This window comes from Bacillus sp. T2.9-1, from assembly GCF_950097965.1.
GTDB lineage: Bacteria > Bacillota > Bacilli > Bacillales > Cytobacillaceae > Niallia > Niallia hominis.
Map to the genome: position 1 here is coordinate 43,281 of NZ_CATNHG010000141.1, position 15,669 is coordinate 58,949.

Sequence of the window (15,669 nt, forward strand, 5' to 3'; positions counted from 1 at the left end):
GAAATTTCTTCTTTCCTTAACGCAATCGTTTGCATTGAAAAAGCTTTCAAAAGCGAATTGGTTTATCAAAAAAAGTTGGTCGAGTGATGATTTCTTTTGGTAAATCAATAAATTACCATTTATGCAACAATATGCAATTTAAAGAAAGGGGATAGCCCATAATGAGTAAAAATGAAGCAAACCATAAACAGAAAGCATCCCTGTTATCCATTATTCCTGGATTAGGGCAGTTTTATAATAAACAAGCATTTAAAGGAATAATCTTCTTTGCTCTCTTTTTAGTGTTTGCTATAGAGATGGCACTTACTGGATTTCAGGCTTTAGAAGGACTAATTACATTAGGAAGCATACCTCGTGATGATCACTCGTTATTCCTAATGATTAAAGGAACATTGCAATTAATTTTATCCGTTATCTTTTTATTCTTCTATATTTTGAATATCCTTGATGCTCGCAAAATTGGAGCTTTAAGAGACAGAGGGGAAAAGATTAATACAAAGACACTTGATATTTTGAAAAATCTTTGGGAGCAAGGATTCCCTTATATCTTTACATTCCCATCCTATATATTAATGGCTTTTATCATTATTTTCCCAGTATTAGTTACATTATTTATCGCTTTCACAAATTACGATTTTCAGCATATCCCACCATTTAAGCTAATTGATTGGATTGGATTTGAGAACTTTACAAATATATTCTTTTTAAGTTCTTATCGAGCAACATTTATGAAAATTCTAGTATGGACATTGATTTGGACATTTGGAGCAACAACTTTACAAATTGTTCTTGGAGTCGTTGCTGCAGTTGTATTACATCAAAAACATGTAAAAGGAAAATCATTTTTCCGGATTCTATTCTTATTACCATGGGCAGTACCAGCATTTATTTCTATCATGGGATTCTCTAATATGTTCAATGACAGTATCGGTGCAATTAACGCACAAGTAATTCCGTTGATTAATCATCTTCCGCTCATTGATATCCCAGCAATTTCTTGGAAAACAGATGCAGCTTGGACAAAGACAGCACTTATTATGATTCAAGGCTGGCTTGGCTTCCCCTATATCTTTGTCATGGTAACAGGAGTGCTGCAATCCATCTCGGATGATTTATATGAAGCAGCAAACCTTGATGGGGCAAGTGCTTTGCAACAATTCCGAAGCATAACATTACCGATGATTTTATTTGCTACAGCACCTGTTATGATTACACAATATACATTTAACTTTAACAACTTCTCTATCATCTACTTATTCAATGAAGGTGGTCCGGGAAGTATTGGCTGGAATGCAGGATCAACAGATATTCTCATTTCTTGGATATATAAGCTTACGACCGGTCAAGCACCACAATATGCTGTTGCAGCAGCGGTAACGCTGATTATATCTGCAATCGTTATTGCGGTATCACTCATAACGTTTAAGAAAACTAATGCTTTTGGCAATGAGGAGATGATGTAGGATGAGTATGAAAGCATCGCGACTAATAAATAGAATATTGACGTATGGTTTTCTCGGAATCCTATCAATAATAATCATTTACCCATTATTGGTCACAGCATCAAGTGCTTTTCAAGCAACCAATATGGCGGCGTTTACGTTGAAATTAGATGCAAACTGGGGACTAGATAATTTCCAACGGCTTTTCAGCGAAACCAATTATTTAAGCTGGTATAAAAATACGATTATCATCGCAGTCGCAGTTATGATTGTGCAAGTAACATTGGTAACTCTTTCTGGATATGTATTCAGTCGTTATCGCTTTGTAGGAAGAAAATATAGCTTAATTTTCTTCTTAGTTATTCAAATGGTTCCAACAATGGCAGCATTAACTGCTTACTACGTACTAGCAACAGTACTTGGAGCAATCGATTCTTATTGGCTATTATCATTAATCTATATCGGCGGTGGAATACCAATGAACGTATGGTTAATGAAGGGATACTTTGATACAATTCCACGTGAATTTGACGAAAGTGCACGTATTGATGGAGCAGGTCATTTGAGAATTTTTGTCCAAATTAATTTGCCATTAGTGCGTCCCATGCTTGCAGTTCAAGCTTTATGGGCATTTATGACACCATTTAATGATTTCTTATTATCAAAGTTCTTATTGCGCTCCAACGAATTATTAACATTGGCAGTTGGACTGCAAACATTAATTTCCAACCCGCGTGAACAAAAGGTAGCACTATTTGCGGCAGGAGCCGTTCTTGCGGCATTACCAATTGTTGTCTTGTTCTTCTTCCTGCAAAAGAACTTTGTATCTGGGTTAACTAGCGGTGGTTCAAAAGGATAAAAATTAGAAACTATTATTTCTGGGGTGTCTGTTAAAAACCAGTGGGTGGTGCGATACCCCGGAAAATATAGCATATTAAGAAACAACGAAGAATTTTAAAGTAAGAGAGTGGGAGTACAATGAAGAAATCGGAACCATTTTTGATGCAATATTTTAAGTCTATTATTACACCGACAAATGTATTTAAGGGTAAGAATCTATTAACATGGCCAAAAATGATCTTCCTTTTTATTTTCTTAATTGCATGCATGATGATGCCAACCTCTATTCAAATGGCTAAATTAACTACCTTCCCATTTGAGTTTTTATTTCCTCGGACAGCTGAACTAATAACAGACGATTTTGTAGAAGCGTTGTCCTCTAAGCAAGTGAAAGACGGGAAATTAATGGGAGTAGAGAATCAATATGCAGAAGAAACAGATGGAAATGTTATTGCAATTGACAAAGATAATAAATATGAGATGACTGGGGAAGATCAGACATTTGGTATAAAAGGATATGCCAATGCCGTTGTTTTTAAAGAAGACTATGCAGTAATTGCAGAAGATAATGGATTCGGATTTCAATTGTATTATCCAACAAATGAGGAAAAATATCCTTTTAAAATAGAAAGCAAGGAAGATGTCCTGCAATATATCGGAACTTTATGGTATGTGCAGAACAAAGCCTTTCTTCTGCCAATCCTGTTATTATTACTAGCTGGTTTATATATAGCGATGAATGTGCTGCAATTTCTATTTATGTCACTTGTATTATGGCTAACAAAGAAATCCAATATTACGGATATAAGAACCTTTAGGGAGGCAGCGAACATTGTCCTTAACGCAGCAGGTTTACCAACCATTTTAGCAGTGATTTATGGATTCATTCAATTTGATGTTGCGACATTAATCATGATTCAAGGACTTGGAACGGTATTATTGATTGCATTTGCATTTTTTAGAACAGGTTTTAAGGAAAAAGGATTAAAGGTAGATTCAGATAAAGCATAGGGAGAGAAGATTATGTCGAATAAGCGCCTTTTCGAAATAAACAGCTGGAAGCTAATATCAAATAAGTTGGAAAAAAAAGAAAAGCGATTGCAGGAAAGTCTAACCTCCATTGGAAACGGATATATGGGGATGCGCGGCAATTTTGAAGAAGGCTATTCAGGGGATTTCCATCAAGGTACGTATATTGCTGGTGTATGGTTCCCCGATAAAACAAGAGTCGGCTGGTGGAAAAATGGATATCCTCAATATTTTGGTAAAGTGATTAATGCGCTAAATTTCATTGGTGTTGACATCTATGTGGACGGTGCAAAAGTAGATTTATACAAGGAAAACATCACTGATTTCCACCTTGAGTTAGATATGAAGGAAGGAATTGTGAAAAGAAGCTTCATCCTTCAAAAAGGAGAAAATCGCATTCAGTTTGAGTTTGAGCGTTTTTTAAGTATTGTTGCTAAAGAAATTTGTGCAATAGATATAAAGGTAACAGCACTCACGGGAGTGCATAAGATCGAATTAGTTCCGTTTTTAGATGGTGATGTTACAAATGAAGATTCCAACTATGATGAGAAATTCTGGGGAGAGATTGTCAGAAAAGTAGAGGCTAATTCAGGGAACCTAATAATGAAAACGGTTGATAATCCGTTTGGAACGCCAAGATTTGCGGTATCTGCTTCCATGATCAATACAATTAACCACCTTGAAGTAACTTCTTATAATGAAAAGCCAATGTATGTTGCCAATGCTTACAATAATAAGCTTAAACAGGGGGAAACAATCCAGCTTCAGAAGTATGTGGCGGTCACTACCTCTCGTGATTGGGAAGAAGAAAGATTGGCAACAGTTTCCGATAGGCTAGCAAAGCAAGCGAAGGAAAAAGGATATACTGCTTTAAAAGAAGAGCATATTGCCGCATGGGCAGCACGTTGGGAAAAGGCAGATGTTCAAATTGAGGGAGACGAAGAAGCACAGCAAGGAATACGTTTTAATATTTTTCAATTATTCTCTACTTACTATGGGGAGGACGCTCGCCTGAATGTAGGACCAAAAGGCTTTACAGGAGAAAAGTATGGAGGGGCCACTTATTGGGATACAGAAGCATATATTGTGCCGATGTATTTAGCGGTTGCAGAGCCTAAAGTAACAGAACAGTTGTTGCGTTATCGACATCAACAGCTTCCTGGCGCAGAACATAATGCGAAACAGCAAGGGCTTAAAGGGGCATTATATCCAATGGTAACTTTCACTGGTGTAGAGTGCCATAATGAATGGGAAATTACATTTGAAGAAATACACCGTAATGGGGCGATTGCGCATGCCATTTTTAATTATGCAACATATACAGGGGATGAAACCTATGCATTAAATGAAGGATTAGATGTGTTAGTAGGAATCAGCCGCTTTTGGGCAGATCGTGTACACTATTCGAAAAAGAATGATCAATACATGATGCATGGGGTAACAGGACCAAATGAATATGAGAATAATGTAAATAACAATTGGTATACAAATAAGATTGCAACTTGGACACTTAGATACACATTAGCATTACTTGAAAAAGCTGCTCCGCAAAGAAAGGCAGACTTAAACATTGGAAAAAGTGAGTTAGTTAAATGGCAGGAAATTATCGATAAGATGTATTTCCCTGTAGATGAAGAATTAGGTATCTTTGTCCAGCATGACACGTTCCTAGACAAGGATCTTCGTCCAGTGGATACCTTATTAAAAGAAGAAAGACCGCTTAATCAAAATTGGTCTTGGGATAAAATATTGCGCTCCTGTTTCATTAAACAGGCTGATGTTTTACAGGGATTGTATTTCTTAAATCATGAATTTAGCTTAGAAGAGAAAAAGCGCAATTTTGACTTTTATGAACCAATGACGGTGCATGAATCAAGTCTATCACCATGTGTTCATTCTATTTTAGCAGCAGAAATTGGGCTAGAGGAAAAGGCATATGAAATGTATCAACGTACGGCTAGATTAGACTTAGATAATTATAATAATGATACAGAAGATGGGCTGCATATTACTAGTATGTCTGGAAGCTGGCTAGCTATCGTACAAGGATTTGCCGGGATGCGCACAGCAACAGGGACTCTTTCCTTTGCGCCATTTGTTCCTAAGGGTTGGAATAGTTACTCCTTTACAATCAATTATCGTAATCGATTGATTAAAGTAACAACCACTTCTGTTGATGTAAAATTAGAGCTTCTATCTGGAAACCCACTAGAAATTCAGTTATATGGTAAAGCTATTTTATTAGAAAAAGAGTTTGTTGGAAAGAAATAAATAGTAGAAGGAAAGGAGCACTGATTAATTATCATTTTAATGCTATATGAGGAAAGGCAAGCATTAGAATGGAATGAAAGCAGGGCTCCTTTTTAAATAGGGAGGGATACAGTTTGTTAAAAGGTATAATTTTTGATTTAGATGGAGTTATTACAGATACAGCAGAGTACCACTATTTAGCATGGAAGAAGACAGCTGAAGCAATTGGCGTTCCGTTTAATCGCGAGTTTAATGAAGAGTTAAAAGGTGTTAGTCGAATGGACTCGCTTTATAAAATATTGGATTATGGCAGAATACGTGAGCAATTCTCCAAAGCACATGTGGAAGAGCTGGCGCATGATAAAAATACGTATTATCAAGAACTAATAAAAGAAATTACCCCTAATGATTTATTGCCAGGGATTGAAGCGTTTTTGACAGAATGTAAAGAAGCAGGTTTGAAAATTGGTCTTGCGTCGGCAAGCAAAAATGGACCAGTAATTTTAGATAGATTAGAAGTAACGTCTTTCTTTGATACCATTGTAGACCCTGGCACTTTAAAAAAAGGAAAGCCTAATCCTGAGATCTTTGTAAAAGCAGCAGAGCAATTGCAGTTACAAGTAAATGAATGTGTTGGTGTGGAGGATGCCGAAGCAGGCATTCAGGCAATAAAGGGAGCAAATATGTTTGCGGTTGGTGTTGGAACACCTGAACGGATGAAATTAGCAGATTGGCAAGTAGGCAGTACTGCAGAAATTACTCTTGCACGATTAAAGGAAAAGTTAGCTGAATAATAGGGGACAGGAGAATGGAGCGTATGATGCGCTCTGTTCCTTTTTTGTTTTTGGTGTGATAGTGGTTCATAAAGGGGACGGATGAAAGCCAAAAGTGGTGGAGGCATCGGGGAAAAGTGGCGTTCATAAGATGGATGAAAGCCACAGGCGGTGGGGGCATCGGGAAAAGTGGGGTTCATAAAGGGAGTGAAAACCAAAAATAGCGGAAGCAGTAGGAAAAGTGGCGTTCATAAAGGGGATGAAAACCAAAAATAGTGGAATCGGCAGGAAAAATGGTGTTCATAAAGAGGATGAAAACCAACAGCAGAGGGATCGGCAGGAAAAGTGGGGTTCATAAAGGGATTGAAAACCAAAAATAGCAGCAAAAAGCAGAAAAACCGCAATTCCATAGGAGAAAAATAAAAAACGAGACTTCCAATAGTACTCCAAAGTCTCGCTTTACGATATCTGCCTCTAGTAAACTTATAAATTAATTAGAAGTCTTAAACTGCAAAATGGAAAACTCACCTGGAGAAAGAGTTAGTTCTTTTCCGTAACTCCAGATAATCTCTTTATCATGATAAAGATTGTGAACATTTTTATTATCGATATCTTGTACAGGAATCGTAAAAGTTTGCTCTTGATCTGTATTATTAATAGAGAAAATAATCTGCTCTTCATTATATGTTTTTTGGTACATCACAATCTTATTATTAGCTGATTCCAAAAAGACAAATGACCCTTTGTTACCGAATGCAGGATGGTTTTTACGAAGGCTAATTAATTTTTGTATATGGGCAAACATATCAAGATCCTGCTTCTCTTTTTCCCACACCATACATTTTCTGCATCCTGGATCCTGTGTGCCATCCATCCCTATTTCATCCCCATAGTAGATACAAGGTGTTCCTGTGAAAGATAAAAGGAATAAATAAAGTAGCTTTACTCTATCCTTTCGATTATTGGCAAGCGTCAAGATGCGTGGCGTATCATGACTGTCTAATAGATTAAAGGATACTTCATTTACGCTGTTTGGATACATATGAAGCACGTTGGTAATTGTATGTTTAAACGCTGCAGACGTAATCGCATCCTTCGCAAAGAAATTTACAGCACCTGTTGTAAAGGGATAATTCATTACGGCATCAAACTGGTCTCCTTGTAGCCAGGGCATGGAGTCATGCCATATTTCTCCCAGTATATAAGCATCTGGATTCAATGCTTTTACTTCTGTACGGAACTCTCTCCAGAATTGGTGGTCAACCTCATTTGCTACATCGAGCCTCCAACCATCGATGCCGAATTCGCTTACCCAATAACGGCCAACCTCTAGTAAATATTCCTTTACTTCTGGATGGCTTGTGTTTAGCTTTGGCATAAATGGGGTAAAAGCAAAAGTATCATAGTTTGGAATTGGCGCAGTTTGAATTGGGAATTCACGAATATGGAACCAATCCTTATAAGCAGACTCTTCTGCTTTTTCCATGACATCTTGCCACTGAGGGAAGAAATAGCCACTATGATTAAAGACAGCATCTAACATAATCCGAATGCCATTTTCATGGAGAACATCTACCATCTTTTGAAACGTTTGTTTATCTCCAAATTGTGGGTCGATTTCCATATAGTCGATCGTATCATATTTGTGATTGGAATATGCCTTAAAGATTGGTGTAAAATAAACCCCGTTAACTCCTAAATCAACAAGATAATCTACATGATCAATAACACCTTGGAAGTCACCACCAAAGAAATTAGTTGGCGTTGGTTCTGTGCTTCCCCACTCTAACGTATCGGCGGGATTAAGAGCCGGGTCGCCGTTAGCAAAGCGTTCTGGAAAAATTTGATACCAAACTGTATCTTGTACCCAGTCTGGAGCGTTAAAGGAATCTTCTTTATGCACAAAAGGAATACAAAAATAATAGGCAGTATCGTCCGTTGGAACTTCTTCATAAAATCCCTTTTCGGTATAAATCAGTGTTTCCCCATTAGATAAAAGTTCAAATCCGTAACGTAAGCGTCGGTATTCAGGTTTTATTTCAATAAACCAATAATCATAAAGCTCCGTGCTTCCGCTTTTTTTCATTGCTGCCTTTTCATATTGCCATGCTTGATTAACAAAAATGTAAGGGTCTCCAAAAATGAGCTGAACAGAATCTATATCCGCTTTTTTTGTTTGCAAGCGGATGTGTACGGTGTCGTCATTATAAATATAAGAAAAATTATTGCCTGGTCGATGATAAATAGCTTCTTTTAACATAGAATCTCCCTTTCTACGCAAGCGTTTGCATATTTTGAAGTTGAGTATCGAGCAAAAAACAATTATAATATAAATAGATAAAAGGAAAACGTTTGCACTCCTCTATTATCAACCCAATCGCTGTTTTTATCAAGCATATTTGTAGAAAAGTTTAGATATTTACCCAATCGTTATTTCTCCTCACTCAAAGTTAAGTGCAAGCTTTGAAGATTTCGTAGAGGATAGATGATGACTGGCCGTAAAGTGTTCGAATGGTTGAACGAATTTCTGTAGGGATGGAAGAACGAGATACTGATGGAAGTATTACTTTATGGGTAGAATTTTTGTTATAGAATAATTATGATAATAGGTAGAGTGATTAACCGCTTACAATTTGTGTGTGAATAAATTATATAAATACTGGGGGAGTTCCTTTGGCAACACTTTCAGATGTGGCAAAGAAAGCAAATGTCTCGAAAATGACTGTATCAAGAGTATTAAACCATCCAGAGCAAGTGACAGACGAATTAAAGCAGCTAGTATATCAAGCCATGCAGGAGTTAAAGTATGTCCCTAATTATGCAGCGAGGGCATTGGTTAATAATCGAACACAAGTGATAAAATTATTAATTTTAGAGGAAATGGACACGGTTGAACCTTATTATATGAATTTATTAACAGGTATGAGTCGAGAGTTGGACAAGAATCACTATTCCTTGCAGCTTGTAACAAGGACATCACTTAACATAGGAAAATGCGATGGAATTATCGTCACAGGGATGAGGGAATCAGATTATACTTTTATTGGTAAATTAACAATTCCAGTCGTCTTATTCGGAGAGAATGTGCATGGATACGACTTTGTTGATGTAGACAATAAAAAAGGTACCTATGTGACGACAAAACATATTTTAGAATTAGGATATAAACAGCTTGTTTTTATTGGAATGGATGAGGAAGAACCTTTTGAACAGCTTCGTGAGGCCGGATTTATGGAAGCACTCGCCGAAATAAATACAGAAGGAACTATTTTAAGGGTTAAAAACAGTTCAAGAGAGGCTGAGGCGAAAGTATCTGATTTCTTAGGAAAGAAACAGGGACAGTTTGGATTTGTTTGCGCTTCTGATCGCATTGCTACAGGTGTAATTCGTGCAATACAGAAGACAGGAAAAAGTGTGCCAGAGGATTATGCTGTAACAGGATTTGACGGTGTATTTTTAGACAGAATTTCTTCTCCTACTATCACAACGATCAAACAGCCATTAATGGAAATGGGCGAAGCTTGTGCCCGCATGCTCCTTAAAAAAATAAATGAACGGAATAAAAATCAAGGCAAACATATTTTTGAGCCGAAGCTTATAGTTCGAGGATCGACTGTTCTTGATGCCTAGAGAAAAAAAGGAAGACTGCAGAATGGATGTAGTCTTCCTTCTTTCAAAAGAGAAAATTTATTATTCCATATTACTATGGCGCTTAAAGGCTTCCTCAAATCCAATCGCATTTATCTCAGCAAAGTTTAGACAAATAGCATCAAAAACAATATGGGCACATTGATCGAACAAAGAACCAAGAGGCTGTATAGATTTCGCCTCTGTTGCCTTTCGATATTTTGTGCTTGCGGGAATACAGATTGTATCCGTTGCTTCTCCCACAAGTGGGGAGCTAGGATCAGTAGTTAAGACTAAAACGCTACAACCTAGTTTATGGGCTGTTTCAGCCGTCCATATGACCGATTTTGTTTTACCAGAACCAGAGATAGCAATTAACATATCTTCACTGGAGATAGAAGGGGTAATGGTCTCTCCCACTACGTACACAGTTGCACCTAAATGCATTAATCGCATGGCAAAGGATTTGGCCATTAAACCAGATCTACCTTCTCCGAAAACAAAAATCCTCTTTTTTCCTCTGATTAAAGCAGCTGCCTCTATTAATAATTTTTCATCAACCTGTGATAGAACGAGTTGGATTTCCTGTTGAATAGCAGTAAGCTTACTCATTAATATAAACGCCTCCTCTTGCTAGTTGTTTAAATTGTCTTGCTGCTTCTGATGGGTTGACCGCTTTTGTAATAGCAGAGCCAATGATAGCTATATCGATACCATCTGCAAGAAGCTGTGGTAAAGAATCTATTGTTATTCCTCCTGCCGCTGCGATTGTGTGTGAAGAAGTTGGATATGCGGCTAGAATCTGGCTATTTTTCCATTCATTTTTCCCACTTAATTCTTGTTCATCCTTACTGATATGTAAGCAAAAAATAGCATCTTCAATCGTGAGAAGTGACTTTAGCTGTTCACTGGACGTGTTTAATAAATCAATCATCACTCTTTTTTGATAAATTTTAGCGATCTCTATGCAGGTTTCAATGGTTACTTTTGGGGCAGTTCCCATAACAGTGATAATATCTGCTCCAGCAGTGAAGCTAATCTCCGCTTCATATTTAGCATTGTCCATTGTTTTCGTGTCAGCAAGAATGGTTTTATGTGGAAATACCTTTTTCATTTCTCGAATACTTTCCATACCAAATTCTTTGATTAGAGAGGTTCCTACTTCGATCCAATCAATATCTGGTTCTACTAAACTGGTTAAGCGAATTGCTTCTGGAATTGTTAAGCGATCTAAAGCCAATTGAATTTTCATTTGAATGAACAGTCCTTTCTTTTGTTACTAAACCGATTTATCAAAAAGAAAAAAATTTTAATGATTTAGATTGTAGGGCGGGGAAGCGTAATATTCAAACAATCATGAGAACTTGAAGGAACGCTCCCCATTCCCCAATACTATTAAATCTTTTTGATCGATGATTGTCTTACAATCAACTCACATGGATAGATAATTTTTTCCTTTTGATAGGATTGCTTATTGATTTCTTTAAGAAGTACCTCGGTTGCTTTTCTTCCCATTTCAAAAGCCGGCTGTGCAACGATGGTCATGGGAGGATTGGAAAGATGGGCAAAAGGAAAATTATCAAATACAATAAGGGAAACATCTTCCGGAATACGGAAGTGATTTTCCTGTAAAAAAGCTAAAGTCTCTAAAAACACTAAATCGTTTCCGGCTAAAATTGCAGTTGGTGGATTTTCCTTCTGAAAAAGCTTAGACAATGCGGTTTTCACATTTTCTATTTCAGAGCTGATGATATAGTCCTCACAAATATCTATCGAGTATGCTTGCAAAGCTTTTTTATACCCCTCCATTCTTTCCTTTCTTGTAGAAATAGTTAATGGCTGTGTCAAAATAGCAATATTTGTATGTCCATTTTCCAAAAATAGCTGGATAGCTTGAAAGCTAGAATCAACGTTTGTGGAAAGAATAAAGGGTGCTTCTATTCCCGGTATATCTCTATCCATAAATACGACTGGATAATCTTCTTCTATCATTTTTGCATAAATATCTGTGTTTTGCCCTGTTGGAAAAATAATAAGACCATCCACCTGTTTCGCACGCAATGTTTCTATATACGTTCTTTCCTTTGTGGGATTATTGTCAGCATTACAAATTATCGCCTGATAGTCATGCTCGAAGCAATAATCTTCAATGGAACGGCAGATTTCGGTTGAGAAACGATGGACAATATCAGCAACAATAATCCCAATCATAGAAGTCTTTTTTTGTTTAAGGCTACGTGCGATATAATTAGGGTGGTATCCTAGCTCTTCAATTGCAAGCTTAATTTTTTCTCTTGTGTCTTCTCCCATGTACTCATAACGTTTATTGATATATTGGGAAACGGTGCTCTTGGAAACACCAGCATATTTTGCTACATCTGCCATGGTTACTTTCGCCATTTGTTTTCCTCTCTCACTACATTAATAGATTCTTGTTCTAGTATAAAACAATCTATTCGTACATGGAAAGGGAAAGAGGAAAACGCCTAAAAATTAGTCATGTAAGGCTCGTTGTGTTAATTTTGGTTTCTTTTCCAACACATTCTTTTCTTTTTTTGTCGCAATGATTGTTAAGATAGCCGACAATAATAAGGCAATGGCCATGAAATTATAGGAAGCTCCAAAGCCGCCTGTTACATCATTTAAATAGCCAACAATATATGCTCCAGCAAAAGAACCTAGTGCACCCATACTGTTAATCAAAGCCATTGCACCACCAGAGACATTTCTAGGAAGTATTTCTGGAATAATGGCAAAGAACGGACCATAAGGGGCATACATTGCTCCTCCAGCAATGGAAAGGAGAATAAAGGATAGCCAGAAATTGCTTGTGCCAATTAAATAAGAGCCATAAAAGCAGATTGCTCCTATCAAGAGAAATGGATATACAAATAGCTTGCGATTTTGATATTTATCAGAGAAATAGGAAACCGCTAACATAAGAACACATGCTAACACATAAGGAATCGATGCAAGCCAACCAGTTGTTACGATACTTGCATTTGGTGCTGAATTAATAATAGTAGGAAGCCACATAACAAAGCCGTATACGCCGATGCTCCAAAGTGCATATTGAAGACTAAGAAGAATAACAGTCTTTGATTTAAATGCTTCGCGATAGTCTTTTACAGGTTTCAGTTCCTTTTGTTCTTCTGACAAGGCGTGATTAATGGCAGCCTTTTCGTCTTCGTTAAGCCATTTTGCATCTTTTGGATGATCATTTACTAGTTTCCACCATAGAAATGCCCAAATAACGGCAGGTAAGCCTTCTAAAATAAACATCCATCTCCAACCGAGGGATTCAAGAATATAGCCAGATACGATGCTCATCCATAATACAGTTGCTGGATTTCCTAGAATTAAAAAGGTATTTGCTCGAGAACGTTCTGCTTTTGTAAACCAATGACTTAAAAATACTAACATAGCAGGCATAACGGCACTTTCCACTACGCCTAAGCTAAAGCGGATAACGAATAATATTTTGACATTTGAAATAAGACCAGTTGCAGTTGCTAAGAAGCCCCAAAGAATTAGCGCCCAAAATACGAGCTTTTTCGCACTCTTATTCTCTGCGTAATGAGCCCCTGGAATTTGAAAGAAGAAATAGCCTAAAAAGAATAATGCACCAAGGAGGGAAGAGGTAGCTGCTGTAATATTTAGATCCTCAGCCAGGCCACCAGCAGCTCCAAAGCTATAATTCGCTCTGTCTAAATAAGCTAAGCTATAGGTAATAAAAACAATCGGGATAAGGCGAATCCATCTTTTTTTAGAAAGGGTATTCATATTCTTACACTCCTTTGAGATTGATTGTTTATAAAATGCACGAGTTCTTGCTTATCTGGATATCCAGTATTATCACCAAGCGATTGAACGGCTAATGCTCCAATGGCATTTCCTCGTTGAACAGACTCTTCTACAGGAAGGTTTTCTAATATACCGCTTATTACTCCAACAGCAAAACCGTCACCTGCTCCAACGGTATCGACTATTTTTTCTACCGGGTAGCCATTGATTATGGCTTCTTCTTTTGCTGATTTATAGTAGGCACCCTTTTCACCTAGTTTGATAATCACTAATTCCACTCCAGCATCTAAGTAGTAGGAGGCGATATCGCTAGGTTTTTCAAAGCCTGTTAGTTTGATGCCTTCTTCTAATCCTGGTAAAACATAGTTGGCTTGTTTAGCAAAGAAGTTAATGGTATCTACCATTTCCTTTTCGGTCTTCCAGAGCTTTGGTCTTAGGTTTGGATCAAAAGAGACCTTTTTAGCGTTGTTTTTAAAAAAGCTTAACGCATGTTTGGCAAAATTTCTAGTATCAGAAGAAAGTGCTAATGGGATGCCTGTCATATGCAAGTGTTTTGCCTTTTGGAAGTAGCGCTCATTAAAGTCTGAAATAGATAGATGGCTTGCAGCAGAACCTTTTCGAAAGTATTGTACTTCTGGATCCCCTTGTGTCACACGTGATTTTAATTGAAAGCCTGTTGGAAAAAGGGTGTCTGTTAGGATTTGATCTACTTGAACATGATGTTTCTGTAATTTCTCCATTATAAATTTTCCGAAGGCATCTGCACCTACTTTACTTACAAAGCTTGCATGGTAGCCTAATTTAGCTAAGCCTATTGCCACATTTGTTTCCGCTCCTGCAAGTTCCATTGTATAGTGATTTATCTCATGTAATGGGCCACAAGAATCAGCAATAAACATAGCCATTGCCTCACCGAAGGTAATAACATCAATTGATTGCATGTGAATTTTCCCTCCTTTGATTTGTTTGAACAATATCTATATATTTATTCATTTCCTCTAAAGATCTCTCTAAGGAAAACTCTAATGCTCTCGGAATCGAGGCTGGAATCCATTGATCGAACTGTCGCCAATAAGCGTCTTGTTCAATTGGTAAAGACACGGTAAAAAAATGATTATCCTCTTTACATACATGCTTCAAATGAAGATAGAAAATAAAGGGTTGGAAAATTTGAAAAGCTTCATAAGCATCTTCGTTTTGAAACGCCCAATTACCGATATCAAATGTCATGCTCACTGGAATATCTATTTTAGAAGCGTTTTCAAAAAAGGATGCTAGTGGCTGTATTTTTCCTCCTTCCAACGTTTGGTCATTTTCTACTAATAAAGTGACATTTGGATGGTTCTTTAAAATCTGCCATAATGATTGGAAATCTGACTTATCCTCTATATAATGACCCAAGGGAAGCTTCACCCATTTTGCTGAAATACAGTTACTTTCTTCAAAGATAGTTTGAAGTGCCTGTTCGTTTACTGACCCTGTGCTATTCCAAACGGGAACAGGAGCGGAGTAAACGGTAGCTAAGTTAGCTTTGTGAAGAATGGGTTGTATATTTTGTAAGATAGATAGTAATTCCTTTTCCTTTAATAATTCTCTTCTAATTTCAATTCCAGATGCTTTTGATTTTCCAACGATTGAAATAGCTTGAAGTAGGTCTTTCATTGTTATTTTTTCAGCAAATAAAGAATTTAGAGGAATATATATTTCTGACATTTAACATTACACCTCGCATAAAACGATTTAGTAAACCGGTTTAGTTGTATTATAATCGGTATGAAAGCGCTTTTCAATACCTAATTTGAAAAAATTCAATAATTAGGGAAAAAGTCGGAGGAGAAAGATTTGCGGATAACTAATTTGATAGCAAAACAAAAAAGAGGCTAGGACAAAATAAATAACTAATC

Annotated in this window: 13 protein-coding genes; 6 read left to right on the forward strand and 7 right to left on the reverse strand. The window is 37.0% G+C overall.

Features of this window, described 5'->3' with window-relative positions:
* Nucleotides 1-161 precede the first annotated feature (161 nt).
* The 5 genes from QQZ16_RS20860 (at nt 162) to pgmB (ending at nt 6,355) form a co-directional block, all read left to right on the forward strand.
* The gene (locus tag QQZ16_RS20860; RefSeq protein ID WP_251628999.1) at nt 162-1,463 is read left to right on the forward strand and encodes a sugar ABC transporter permease; all 1,302 of its coding nucleotides are present in this window, start codon (nt 162-164) and stop codon (nt 1,461-1,463) included.
* Between the two features lies 1 nt (nt 1,464).
* Nucleotides 1,465-2,301: a sugar ABC transporter permease gene (locus QQZ16_RS20865; RefSeq protein WP_284561743.1), complete on the forward strand. Its 837-nt coding sequence runs from the start codon at nt 1,465-1,467 to the stop codon at nt 2,299-2,301.
* Between the two features lie 119 nt (nt 2,302-2,420).
* Nucleotides 2,421-3,293, forward strand: a complete 873-nt coding sequence (locus QQZ16_RS20870) for a DUF1189 family protein (protein WP_284561744.1) — start codon at nt 2,421-2,423, stop codon at nt 3,291-3,293.
* A gap of 12 nt (nt 3,294-3,305) precedes the next feature.
* On the forward strand, nt 3,306-5,582 hold the full coding sequence (locus tag QQZ16_RS20875) for a glycoside hydrolase family 65 protein (RefSeq protein ID WP_284561745.1): 2,277 nt from the start codon (nt 3,306-3,308) through the stop codon (nt 5,580-5,582).
* Nucleotides 5,583-5,695: 113 nt separating this feature from the next.
* On the forward strand, nt 5,696-6,355 hold the full coding sequence (pgmB, locus tag QQZ16_RS20880; protein WP_048717284.1) for a beta-phosphoglucomutase: 660 nt from the start codon (nt 5,696-5,698) through the stop codon (nt 6,353-6,355).
* A gap of 469 nt (nt 6,356-6,824) precedes the next feature.
* Here the strand turns inward: pgmB and QQZ16_RS20885 are convergent, their stop codons facing one another.
* A complete protein-coding gene (locus tag QQZ16_RS20885; protein ID WP_284561746.1) occupies nt 6,825-8,594 on the reverse strand; it encodes a glycoside hydrolase family 13 protein in 1,770 nt (589 codons plus the stop codon).
* Between the two features lie 413 nt (nt 8,595-9,007).
* Between QQZ16_RS20885 and QQZ16_RS20890 the strand changes: the two genes are divergently transcribed.
* Nucleotides 9,008-9,964 carry a LacI family DNA-binding transcriptional regulator gene (locus QQZ16_RS20890; RefSeq protein ID WP_251629004.1) on the forward strand — a complete coding sequence of 319 codons (957 nt, stop codon included), beginning with the start codon at nt 9,008-9,010 and terminating at the stop codon, nt 9,962-9,964.
* Nucleotides 9,965-10,024: 60 nt separating this feature from the next.
* Here the strand turns inward: QQZ16_RS20890 and hxlB are convergent, their stop codons facing one another.
* The 6 genes from hxlB to QQZ16_RS20920 form a co-directional block, all read right to left on the reverse strand.
* Nucleotides 10,025-10,573, reverse strand: a complete 549-nt coding sequence (gene hxlB, locus QQZ16_RS20895; RefSeq protein WP_284561747.1) for a 6-phospho-3-hexuloisomerase — start codon at nt 10,571-10,573, stop codon at nt 10,025-10,027.
* On the reverse strand, nt 10,566-11,213 hold the full coding sequence (gene hxlA / locus QQZ16_RS20900) for a 3-hexulose-6-phosphate synthase (protein WP_031537665.1): 648 nt from the start codon (nt 11,211-11,213) through the stop codon (nt 10,566-10,568). Before hxlA ends, hxlB begins: the two co-directional genes overlap by 8 nt.
* A 143-nt stretch (nt 11,214-11,356) precedes the next feature.
* Complete coding sequence (locus tag QQZ16_RS20905) at nt 11,357-12,361, reverse strand: LacI family DNA-binding transcriptional regulator (RefSeq protein WP_284561748.1); 1,005 nt, start codon at nt 12,359-12,361, stop codon at nt 11,357-11,359.
* Between the two features lie 93 nt (nt 12,362-12,454).
* Nucleotides 12,455-13,744 carry an MFS transporter gene (locus tag QQZ16_RS20910; protein WP_284561749.1) on the reverse strand — a complete coding sequence of 430 codons (1,290 nt, stop codon included), beginning with the start codon at nt 13,742-13,744 and terminating at the stop codon, nt 12,455-12,457.
* The gene (locus tag QQZ16_RS20915) at nt 13,741-14,706 is read right to left on the reverse strand and encodes a sugar kinase (protein ID WP_031537670.1); all 966 of its coding nucleotides are present in this window, start codon (nt 14,704-14,706) and stop codon (nt 13,741-13,743) included. Before QQZ16_RS20915 ends, QQZ16_RS20910 begins: the two co-directional genes overlap by 4 nt.
* Nucleotides 14,693-15,478, reverse strand: a complete 786-nt coding sequence (locus QQZ16_RS20920) for a hypothetical protein (RefSeq protein ID WP_284561750.1) — start codon at nt 15,476-15,478, stop codon at nt 14,693-14,695. Before QQZ16_RS20920 ends, QQZ16_RS20915 begins: the two co-directional genes overlap by 14 nt.
* Nucleotides 15,479-15,669 lie beyond the last annotated feature (191 nt).

What these genes read in the sequence shown, in the direction of transcription:
- QQZ16_RS20885 (WP_284561746.1), bottom strand. Translation starts at nt 8,594, where the DNA reads ATGTTAAAAGAAGCTATTTATCATCGACCAGGCAATAATTTTTCTTAT.
- QQZ16_RS20910 (WP_284561749.1), bottom strand. Translation starts at nt 13,744, where the DNA reads ATGAATACCCTTTCTAAAAAAAGATGGATTCGCCTTATCCCGATTGTT.
- hxlA (WP_031537665.1), bottom strand. Translation starts at nt 11,213, where the DNA reads ATGAAAATTCAATTGGCTTTAGATCGCTTAACAATTCCAGAAGCAATT.
- QQZ16_RS20870 (WP_284561744.1), top strand. Translation starts at nt 2,421, where the DNA reads ATGAAGAAATCGGAACCATTTTTGATGCAATATTTTAAGTCTATTATT.
- QQZ16_RS20915 (WP_031537670.1), bottom strand. Translation starts at nt 14,706, where the DNA reads ATGCAATCAATTGATGTTATTACCTTCGGTGAGGCAATGGCTATGTTT.
- QQZ16_RS20865 (WP_284561743.1), top strand. Translation starts at nt 1,465, where the DNA reads ATGAGTATGAAAGCATCGCGACTAATAAATAGAATATTGACGTATGGT.
- QQZ16_RS20860 (WP_251628999.1), top strand. Translation starts at nt 162, where the DNA reads ATGAGTAAAAATGAAGCAAACCATAAACAGAAAGCATCCCTGTTATCC.
- QQZ16_RS20875 (WP_284561745.1), top strand. Translation starts at nt 3,306, where the DNA reads ATGTCGAATAAGCGCCTTTTCGAAATAAACAGCTGGAAGCTAATATCA.
- QQZ16_RS20920 (WP_284561750.1), bottom strand. Translation starts at nt 15,478, where the DNA reads ATGTCAGAAATATATATTCCTCTAAATTCTTTATTTGCTGAAAAAATA.
- QQZ16_RS20905 (WP_284561748.1), bottom strand. Translation starts at nt 12,361, where the DNA reads ATGGCGAAAGTAACCATGGCAGATGTAGCAAAATATGCTGGTGTTTCC.
- hxlB (WP_284561747.1), bottom strand. Translation starts at nt 10,573, where the DNA reads ATGAGTAAGCTTACTGCTATTCAACAGGAAATCCAACTCGTTCTATCA.